Genomic DNA, 9,845 nt, shown 5'->3' with positions numbered 1-9,845 from the left:
GTCCCGGGGTTGGCCACGGTGCTGCCGGCGCGTGCCACGCGGTGTGGCCAGATCGCTCTGATGCCCATCGCTTGCACGAGCGGCCCGAAGACGGCGACCGAGGTACGTGCCTTCGCTCCGCACGGTGGCGAGGGCGACCTGTCTTTGAAAACGGAGGCTCGGCCTTGGCGTTTCGTGGCGGAGCTCTCGGTGTCGCTCGGGGAGCCTGGGGAGCCTGGGGAGCCTGAGGAGCCTGAGGAGACTGAGGAGACTGAGGAGACTGAGGAGCTTTGGGAGTCTGGGGAGCCTGGGAGCCCGCTTGACTACATTTCTTGGCTGTTCAAAAACACGACACCACTTCTCAACGGCAAGGCCAGCACCGTACGTTTGACGCGAGCAAGAGTCCCCATTTTCGGGAGCAGGCGCATGACCACTGACCGCCGCACATTCATCAGGTCCGTCTCCGCCGTGGGTGGCGCAATCGGACTGGCCAGCCTTCCAAAAATCGCGCTCGGCGAGGCCCCGCCGCCCGCACCGGAATGGACGCGCCCGCCTGTCACCAAGGCGCCAACGCCGCTCAACATTCTCATCCTGGGCGGCACGGGCTTTACCGGCCCCGAGCAGGTGGAGTACGCGCTGGCGCGCGGGCATCGCGTCACGCTGTTCAACCGGAACAAAACCCGTCCCGATTTCTTCAAGGGTAAGGTGCACGAAGAACTCGTGGGCGATCTCAATGGCGATTGCAGCGCGCTCGAGGGAAAGAAGTTCGACGTGGTGCTCGACAACCCTACCACCTTCCCTGCGTGGGTGCGCAACGCCGCCAAGTATCTCGCCGGCAATGTGAAGCACTACATCTTCATTTCTACCACCAGCACCTACAGCGACCAGAGCATCATTGGGCTCGACGAAAACAGCCCAGTACACCAGATGCCGGCCGACCTCGACGCGTACACGCTCAATCCGCAGCACGCATCGCAGTACTACGGCCCGCTCAAAGTGCGCGCCGAACAAGAAGCCGCCAAGCTCTATCCGGGCATCACCACGGTGATTCGCCCCTGCTTGATTGTGGGGCCGCTCGATCGCACCGATCGTTTTACCTGGTGGCCCGCGCGCATCGAACAGGGCGGCGAGGTGCTCGCCCCCGACAAACCAGAGAATCCGTGCCAGTTCATTGACTCGCGCGACTTGGCCGAGTTTATGGTGCGCATGGCCGAGGCACGCGAGTTCGGGCTGTTTAACGCGATCGGCCCCGACAAGCCCATGACCTTTGCCGACATGCTCTACGGCGTGAAGGCCGTCACCACCGCTGGCGCGCATTTCACCTGGGTGCCGTGGGAGTTTTTGCAGGCGCAGCAAGTGCGCCCCTGGCGGCACATGACCGTGTGGCAGCCGCCATATGGTGCGACCGCCGGCTATCAGCGCCGCAACGCGGCGAAAGCCATTGCCAAGGGACTCACCTTCCGTCCGCTCGCCGTCACGGCCAAAGACACGCTCGACTGGCACAAAACGCGTCCGGCCAAAGAACAAGAAGCCACGTTGGCTGGTGAGATCAACGGCATTGGCTTGAAGCGCGAAGCCGAAGTGCTCGCCGCATGGCATGCATCACAGAAGGGGGCCAAGTAATGCTGAACAGACGGGAGTTCCTCACTGGGCGCCCCAGCGCTCCGCTCAACATCCTGATCCTCGGTGGCACCGGCTTCACCGGCCCCGAGCAGGTGGAATACGCGCTTGCACGTGGCCATCGCGTGACGCTGTTCAACCGCAACAAAACCCGCCCGAACTTTTTTAAGGGCAAGGTGCACGAAGAGCTTGTCGGTGATCTCAATGGCGACGTGAGCGCACTGGCCGGAAAAACGTTTGATGTGGTGATCGACAACCCCACGACCTTTCCGTTCTGGGTGCGCAACGCCGCACAGCATCTCGCCGGGCACACCAAGCATTACATCTTCATCTCTACGGAGTCGGTGTATCCCGACAACTCCGTTCCCAACGCCGACGAAAGCGCGGGCACCACGCCCATGCCCGAAGGACTCGATCCCTACACCATCGTCCCTGCTGATGCTGGCAAGTACTACGGCGCGCTCAAGAGTTTTTCGGAACGCGAAGTTGAAAAACAGTATCCGGGTATCAACACCATCATTCGCGCGGGGTTGATTGTTGGTCCGCTCGACCGCTCGGACCGCTTTACCTACTGGCCGGTGCGTATCGACAAGGGGGGCGAAGTCATGGCCCCGGGCGCTCCGAACCATCCGGCGCAGATCATTGACTCGCGCGATCTCGCGGAGTTTATGGTGCGCATGGCAGAGCAACGTGTGTTCGGTACGTTCAATGTGACCGGCCCCGCAAAACCGATGACGATGCACGAGATGCTCTCGGGCATCCGATCGGTGACGACGGCGGGCGCGCAGTTCACCTGGGTTCCGGCCGACTTCCTGAAAGCGAACGGCATTGCCGCCTGGCGTCATATGCCCACCTGGATTCCGCCCGAAGGTGCAACAGCTGGGTTCTTGATGCGCAGTAATGCCAAAGCCATTTCCAAGGGACTCACCTTCCGCCCGCTCGCCGTGACCGCCAAGGACACGCTCGACTGGCACAAGACGCGTACGGAAGCCGAACGGAAGTCCATGGACGATGGGGCGATTGCCGGTATTCCGGCGGCCAAGGAAGCCGAAGTGTTGGCGGCGTGGAAGGCCAAGCAGAAGGCGGCACCCTGAGCGAATCGAAAAGTGGGGGCGCGCTGCACGCGCTGCTTCGCCGAGCAGTTGATGTAGAAGCGCACGAAGTACGCGCCATGCTGGCGAGCGCGGCATTCTTTTTCTGCGCACTCGCCAGTTGGTTTGTGCTTCGCCCCATGCGCGACGCGGTCGCGGCAGGCACCACGCCCGCGCAGCTCTCGATGCTGTTTGTGGGCACGCTCACCGTGACGCTCATTGCGAATCCGCTCTTCTGGACCCTCGTGGTGAAGTTTCCACCGCGAAAATTCATTCCTATTTCGTACCATGTGATTGTCGCGAGCCTCGTGGTGTTTTATGTGTTGCTCCGCTTTGTAGCCGGGCACGAGGGCTCTACAACGGATTTGTGGATTGGGCGCGGGTTCTTTGTGTGGACGAGCATGTTCAACTTGTTTGTCACCAGCTTGTTCTGGTGCTTCATGGCGGACGTGTTCAAAAGTGAGCAAGCCAAGCGTCTGTTTGGTTTTATTGGCGTCGGTGGCACCTTTGGTTCGATTGCCGGGAGCGCCGCAACGGCCGCACTCGCCAAGCAGATTGGGAGCGTCAATCTCTTGTTGGTGAGTTGCGTGTTGCTCGAGCTGGCGGTACTCGCGGTGACACGCTTCCCCGTGAGTTCCAGCTCAGCGGTGACCGAAGACGAAGCCCCCGAAGCTCGGCTCGAACGTCTCGCCGCCCTGAACGCACGCCCCGTGGGCGGCAGCATCTGGGCAGGCTTCACGCGCACCATGCAGTCACCGTACCTGCTCGGCATTGCCGTCTTCTTGGTGCTGTTCACCATCGGCTCCACTTTCCTCTACTTCGAACAGTCGTCGATTGTCGGCGCGAACTATGCCGACCGCGCGTCGCGCACGGTGATCCTCGCCAAAATCGAACTGGCCGTGCAGATCCTCACGGTACTGGCGCAGATCTTTTTCACCGGCCGCATCATCAAGTGGTTTGGGTTGGTCGCTGCGCTCGCATTCTTGCCCTTTATTTCGATGATCGGCTTTGGCGCGCTGGCAAACCTGCCGGCCTTCGGCGCGCTGGCCGCCTTTGTGATTGCACGGCGCGCGGGCAACTTTGCGCTCACCAATCCGGGGATGGAAGTGCTCTTCACGGTGGTCCCGCGCGAAGACAAATACAAAGCCAAGAGCTTTATCGAGACCTTTGTCTACCGCGGCGGCGATCAACTTGGCGCCTGGACCTTTGCAGGGCTCACCGCCATCGGATTGAGCCTCGCCGGGATTGCCTGGGTCGCTGTGCCGATCTCGGCGGCCTGGCTCGCCCTGGCCATCTGGCTCGCTCGGCGGCAGGCGGCAATGGCGCGCTGAGTGCAAACGACGCATAATCAGGACATGCCGATTACGCGTCGCACTTTCATTAAAGCCGGAGCCGTAGGCACCGCCGCGCTTGTCACCGCCGGTGCCTACCAAGGGTGGCGCCTCCGCGCGAGCGTCCTTGACGAGAGCGCAGCGCTCCCGCCCGCCGGTCGTCAACTCTTTGCGGCGGTGCTCCCGGCCTTCCTCGACGGAATGGTTCCCACCAACGCGTGGACGCCGGAACTGATGGCGAGCACGCTCGACGCCGTCGAAAAAACCGTGCGCGCCCTTCCGCCGCACGCGCGTGCTGAACTCCGGCAACTCTTTGCGCTGCTCGACACGCACCCCACACGCTTCGCGCTCACCGGCATCTGGTCAAACTGGAGCCGAGTAGACGCCGCGACGGCCAAGAAGTTTCTTGAACGCTGGCGCTTTGGAAGCAACGTGATGTTCGCCAGCGCGTACCAAGCGCTACACGACATTTCTTACGGATCGTGGTACGCCAATCCCGCCAACTGGCCATCGGTCGGCTACCCTGGTCCGCCGCGCATTCTCGGGATGGTGTCATGACGCAGCACGCGAACCACGTCTTGTTGATCACCGGATACCGCGCATGACCGCCCCGATGATTCCCGATCCGATTCACGCTGGCATCGCCCGCGGTTGGCGCGTGACGGATGGCGCAACGCTCACGCTCGAGCCGACCAAGACATTCGAAGCCGACGTCGTGATTGTTGGCACCGGCGCAGGCGGCGGCACCACGGCTGAGATTCTCGCAGTGGCCGGCCTGAAAGTTCTCATGCTCGAAGAAGGGGGACTCTACAGCTCCACTGACTTTCATATGAAAGAGTCAGAGGCCTACCCCACGCTGTATCAGGAGTCGGCCTCTCGCAAAACGAAGGATAAGGGGATCAACATCATGCAGGGCCGCGCGGTCGGCGGCACAACGGTCGTCAACTGGACGTCGAGTTTCCGCACGCCAGCCACCACGCTCGCGCACTGGCAGTCACACTTCGGTTTGAAGGATCTCACCACCGAAGAGCTGACGCCGTGGTGGGAGCGGATGGAACAGCGACTGCACGTGGCGCCGTGGGCCATTCCGCCAAACCGCAACAACCAGCTGCTCACCGACGGTCTCGTCAAACTCGGCGTCACCTCGCAAGTCATTCCGCGCAACGTCAACGGCTGCTGGAATCTGGGCTATTGCGGCATGGGATGCCCCACGAATGCCAAGCAGTCGATGCTCGTCACCACGTTGCCCGCTGCGCTCGATAAGGGCGCCGAGTTGTTGTATCACGCGCGCGCGGAACGGATCATCTTTAGCGGCGGCAAGGCCACGGAATTCGTGGTCACCGTGATGGGTGCCGACGGCTTTGAGCGCAAGCGCGACGCCGTACGTGTGCGAGCCAAGCACATCGTACTCGCCGGCGGTGCGATCAACACGCCCGCGTTGTTGTTGCGGAGCAAAGCGCCCGACCCAAACAGCTTGATTGGCAAGCGCACCTTTCTGCATCCCGTCACAATTTCACCGTCGCTGTTCGACAAAGAAGTCGACGGCTTCTCTGGCGCGCCGCAGTCCATATACTCCGACCATTGGAACGAGCCCTCCGAGAACGAAGGGCACATCGGCTTCAAGCTCGAAGTGCCGCCGCTGCACCCCGTGCTGATTGGCTCCTCAATGGTCGGACTCGGCGTGGAGCACGCTGCGTGGATGAAGCGACTACGCTATGCGCATGTCTTGCTGGCGCTCGCGCGCGACGGTTTTCACGAGGAGAGCGTCGGTGGAGAGGTTCAGCTGCGCGAGGACGGGTCGCCGGTGCTCGACTACCCCTTGAGCAAATACGTTATGGAAGGGCTTCGGCGGTCGATGGCGATCATGGCGGAGATTCAGTTCGCGGCCGGTGCGTCGCTAGTTGCACCGTTCCACGAGAAGGGCGTCGCCGCGCGCACGCTCGCGGCCGCTAAGCAGCAGATCATGGCGCTCGATATGCGCGCGCCGCATGCTAAAGTGGTGAGTGCGCACGTGATGGGCGGATGCGCGATGTCGGGCGAAGAGTCGCGTGGTGTCACGAATTCATTGGGCGGCATGCATCACGCCGAGAATGTGACGGTGATCGACGGATCGTTGTTCCCCACGAGCATTGGGGCGAATCCGCAGTTGTCGATCTATGGAATAGCGTCGCGGGCGGCGACGGCGTTGGCGAAGCGGTTGGGTGGGGCGGCGTAGTACCGACCCTCGCGTTGGATTGACACGACGCGAGTAGCTTTGGCGATGCGGTGTAAGCGAGTTCTCCTACGTTGCGGCGACGCAACGTCAAGGAGAGCTCGTGAGTCCAACGGTACTTCGCGCCGCCGGATTTCGCTTATATTTCTACAGTCGAGAAACGCGTGAAGCGCCTCATGTTCACGTCGAGAAGGCCGGATGCGTGGCGAAATATTGGCTTGCCCCGGTCAGGCTCGCAGAAGCATTCGGTTTTTCCACGCGCGAACTGACTCGCATTGAGCGCATCGTAACTCGGCACCGATCAGACCTACTGGAATCCTGGCATGCCTACTTCAAAACGCACAACGAGCGCTAATCGCAAGCGAGTTCTGGCCGCGTTGGCTCGTCCACGCGCGGTTGGGGTGCGTATTGTAGATCGACGTATTTTCGTCGACCTCACTGACGGTCGCGTGGTCCGTTGTGCGCGGAGCCGATTCCCGAAGCTGGCAGGGGCTACGCTGCGAGAGCTACGAGACTGGCGGCTGATAGGCCCTGGCGTTGGAATTCGGTGGGAGTCGCTCGACGAGGACGTCTCGGTCATGAGCCTCGTCTCGCCGAAATCATCCCAGCTCGTAACATCGCCGGTACGCTAGTTCATCGTTGGTGCGTACGAACGTGCAGCCAGTACTCGCCGCTCACCCGCCGCGCCGCACCCGCGCACTGCACTTAATCTCCACCAGCGCCGCCGGCCTCGGCAGCGCGGTCACCGCGAGCGTAGCCCGCGCCGGCGGGTCTACGCGAAAGAACTGCGTGTACACCCCGTTCATCGCCGCGTAGTCCGCCATGTCTTTCAGGAACACCGTGCACTCCACCACGTCGTCGAGCGTGGCCCCCGCGGCCGTCAACGACGTGCGAATGTTTTCCATCGTCTGACGGGTCTGCACCGCCACGCCACCGTCAATGATGTCCTGTGTGCCCGGCTTGATCCCCGTCATGCCGGAAACGAAGACAAAATCACCAGCGCGCACCGCCACCGAGTACGCCGGCACAAGCGGCGAGATGCCCGGCGGGTTGATCACCTGTTTGGCAGGCGCCGGAGTTCCGGCCGTCTGCGGCGCGGGAGCGAGTGCGCAACCGGTGAGCAACAGTGCCGCGCCGAACGCGACAAGTACGGAGGAACGGCTGGTCTTGGTGTGCATATGCCTGCGGGCAGTAGGTAGAGAGGTGTCGTGATCGATCTGTAGCATGCGCGAATCAGCAGGCGATACCGCTACGGACGCGCCGGCACCACAATCGGCTCAAACCAGGTCGGCACAATCACGCGGCTCTTGGGCGACGCTGCTTTCACTTCTTTGAGAAAGAGCGCGCGGTCAGCAATCGCCGCCGCCGTAGGGTTGGGATTGCCGTAGGCATCGGCGTGCGACGGAATCACCAGCGCCGGCTTGCCGAGCGCACGGAGCAGACGACCGGTGTAATCATGGATCTCGAGACGCTGGCTGTTGGCGCCCACGAGTGCGATGTCAGGGCGCAGCCCTTCCATCTCGCGTTCGATGTAGTTCATGGAACCCATGATCAACAGCTCGTGCCCCGCAAAGCGCAGGAGATACGCGAGATTGCCGCCTTCCACGTAGTCCTTGCGACGCAGCGGAGCCTTGAGCCCGCGCGGTGCCGTGCCTACAATGCCGCGCCCGTTGTTGTAGTACTGCTTGTGGTCGAGTGCGCTGTGAATGTTGGGAATAACGCGCAGCGAGAAATCGCCGAACTCGTAGTCTTCGCCACCAATCACCGTGATCAGCGAACTATCGGGCACATCATAGGCGCGGGCGAGGTTGGCTGCAGTTTCGTGGCCGATGATCACCGCGCCCGTGCGGCGCGAGATATAGCCGGCATCCAGCGCGTGATCCGGATGACCGTGCGTGATGACGATGTAATCGGCCCGCTTCACATGCTGGTTGATCAGCGCGGTGTCCGCCGGGTACAGCCCGCCGGGTGCGATATCCGGTGCCGGCCCCGCTGGCGTCCAGCGCGCAAACTGCGTGAGGAAGGGGTCTACAAGGATCACGCGATGTCCGTCCGTGATTTCCCAGCCGGCGTTGCCGAGGTAGGTGAGCCGGAGTTCGCCCTTCTTGAGCGAGGGCACGGCAGTCGCAGCGCGTGACGAAGCCGCGGTGGCGCCGACGGTACTCTGCGCGAGCGCTGAAGCATTCACCGCGCTAAGCAGAATCAGCGCACGGGCGATCAGGGACTGATGCATGCGTTCTCCACTAAGTGGTTACACGACTGCGTTTGCACCGCTATCACGGCGTATCCGCGCGTGGCTACTCGCTTCGTTCCCCGAGCACACGGCGGTAAATATCCAGATCGCCCCCAGAATAACAACAGAAAACGACTTCTTCTATTCCTGGGTAGAGCGGCGCCGCGGCGCGCACCGTTTGCACCGCCACGCGAGCTGCATCTTCGGCGGGGTAGCCGAACGCGCCGGTGCTAATCCCCGAGAACGCCACGCTCCGCAACTCCTGAGCGGCCGCCACTTCGAGTGAGCGGCGGTAACAGGAGGCCAGCTGCGCCGGCTCGCCCGCTTCACCGCCCTGCCACACGGGCCCGACAGTGTGAATCACATATTTGGCCTTCAGCTTATAGCCTTTGGTGATCTTGGCGTCGCCCGTGGTGCAGCCGCCGAGCGTCTGGCACTCTACGCGGAGCTCAGGGCCGGCCGCGCGGTGGATGGCGCCGTCTACGCCGCCGCCGCCGAGTAGCGACTCTTTGGCGGCGTTGACAATAGCGTGGACGGGCAGGGTGGTGATGTCGGATTGAATGGCGCGGAGTTTCATGGTGTTACGCGACTCGGGCGCGGCGGTGGGTTTTTACGGTGACGGTGACGTCGAGGCGCACGAGCATTTCCACAAGCGCATCGATACTAAACCGATCAATGCGCCCACGCTTCAGATCACTGATCCTCGGCTGCGTCACGCCGAGCGTCTTCGCTGCTTGTTTTTGGGTCAGGCCGCGCGTGTCGATCAACTGACTCAGTTGCGACATGAGATCGGAGCGGATCAACAAGTGTGCAGCTTCTGCCTTGGAAAACCCAATGTCCTCAAAAACATTTCCAGACGACCGTTCCATTCGAATGGCCATAGCAATCACTCCTGGCTCTGACGGCGCACGGACGCGAGTCGGGCTCGCGCAACCGTGATGTTCAACTTTGGAGTCTTTCGAGACTTCTTTTCGAAGACATGCAATACATAGACCGCGTTCAGTAGACGAGCGACGTACATGAGGCGAAAGGCGCCGGCGGCTTCTACACGAATTTCAATCACACCATCGCCGACACTCCGCATCCACTTCCAGTCCGGCGGTGTGCCTCCTTCCTGTACCACGCGGAGGGCGCGCCCCAGTCGTTGGCGTGCCATCTCCGGCATCCCCCGAATCTCTTTTCGCGACGCCCCCACCCACACCACCCCTTTGACGCCCATGGCAAATATATAAGTTTTGATATATCGCCGCAAGCCACACCGGCGGGCGACGGGCCTTCACAGCCAGTCCCTCGAATCTCAGCGTGTTGTCAAAGCCCCTCACCATCATTTCGCCGCGCTCATCAACGCTCGAGCGCCAACGCACGCCAGCGCACGCCAG

General features: G+C 62.0%; 11 protein-coding genes. 6 read left to right on the top strand and 5 right to left on the bottom strand.

Annotation, left to right across the window (positions count from 1 at the left end):
• Positions 1 to 405: 405 nt before the first annotated feature.
• From NTZ43_00195 to NTZ43_00170, 6 genes are all read left to right on the top strand, one after another.
• Complete coding sequence (locus NTZ43_00195) at positions 406 to 1,602, top strand: NAD-dependent epimerase/dehydratase family protein (GenBank protein MCX5765637.1); 1,197 nt, start codon at positions 406 to 408, stop codon at positions 1,600 to 1,602.
• Positions 1,602 to 2,693: an epimerase gene (locus NTZ43_00190; GenBank protein ID MCX5765636.1), complete on the top strand. Its 1,092-nt coding sequence runs from the start codon at positions 1,602 to 1,604 to the stop codon at positions 2,691 to 2,693. Before NTZ43_00195 ends, NTZ43_00190 begins: the two co-directional genes overlap by 1 nt.
• Positions 2,663 to 4,021: an MFS transporter gene (locus NTZ43_00185; GenBank protein MCX5765635.1), complete on the top strand. Its 1,359-nt coding sequence runs from the start codon at positions 2,663 to 2,665 to the stop codon at positions 4,019 to 4,021. Before NTZ43_00190 ends, NTZ43_00185 begins: the two co-directional genes overlap by 31 nt.
• Entirely contained in the window at positions 4,022 to 4,579 is a 558-nt protein-coding gene (locus tag NTZ43_00180; protein ID MCX5765634.1) for a twin-arginine translocation signal domain-containing protein, read from the top strand.
• 43 nt (positions 4,580 to 4,622) lie between these two features.
• Entirely contained in the window at positions 4,623 to 6,236 is a 1,614-nt protein-coding gene (locus tag NTZ43_00175; GenBank protein MCX5765633.1) for a GMC family oxidoreductase, read from the top strand.
• 100 nt (positions 6,237 to 6,336) lie between these two features.
• Positions 6,337 to 6,588: a DUF4160 domain-containing protein gene (locus tag NTZ43_00170; protein ID MCX5765632.1), complete on the top strand. Its 252-nt coding sequence runs from the start codon at positions 6,337 to 6,339 to the stop codon at positions 6,586 to 6,588.
• Positions 6,589 to 6,907: 319 nt separating this feature from the next.
• Here NTZ43_00170 and NTZ43_00165 read toward each other — a convergent pair whose 3' ends face one another.
• The 5 genes from NTZ43_00165 to NTZ43_00145 form a co-directional block, all read right to left on the bottom strand.
• Positions 6,908 to 7,411 carry a RidA family protein gene (locus NTZ43_00165; GenBank protein ID MCX5765631.1) on the bottom strand — a complete coding sequence of 168 codons (504 nt, stop codon included), beginning with the start codon at positions 7,409 to 7,411 and terminating at the stop codon, positions 6,908 to 6,910.
• Between the two features lie 71 nt (positions 7,412 to 7,482).
• Positions 7,483 to 8,466: an MBL fold metallo-hydrolase gene (locus NTZ43_00160; protein MCX5765630.1), complete on the bottom strand. Its 984-nt coding sequence runs from the start codon at positions 8,464 to 8,466 to the stop codon at positions 7,483 to 7,485.
• A gap of 64 nt (positions 8,467 to 8,530) precedes the next feature.
• Positions 8,531 to 9,043, bottom strand: a complete 513-nt coding sequence (locus tag NTZ43_00155; protein MCX5765629.1) for an O-acetyl-ADP-ribose deacetylase — start codon at positions 9,041 to 9,043, stop codon at positions 8,531 to 8,533.
• Positions 9,044 to 9,047: 4 nt separating this feature from the next.
• On the bottom strand, positions 9,048 to 9,347 hold the full coding sequence (locus NTZ43_00150; protein ID MCX5765628.1) for a helix-turn-helix transcriptional regulator: 300 nt from the start codon (positions 9,345 to 9,347) through the stop codon (positions 9,048 to 9,050).
• Between the two features lie 5 nt (positions 9,348 to 9,352).
• Positions 9,353 to 9,685: a type II toxin-antitoxin system RelE/ParE family toxin gene (locus NTZ43_00145; protein MCX5765627.1), complete on the bottom strand. Its 333-nt coding sequence runs from the start codon at positions 9,683 to 9,685 to the stop codon at positions 9,353 to 9,355.
• Positions 9,686 to 9,845: the final 160 nt, after the last annotated feature.

It is taken from the genome of Gemmatimonadota bacterium, assembly GCA_026387915.1.
Classification (GTDB): domain Bacteria; phylum Gemmatimonadota; class Gemmatimonadetes; order Gemmatimonadales; family Gemmatimonadaceae; genus Fen-1231.
This window is presented reverse-complemented; position numbering and strand designations above follow the sequence as displayed.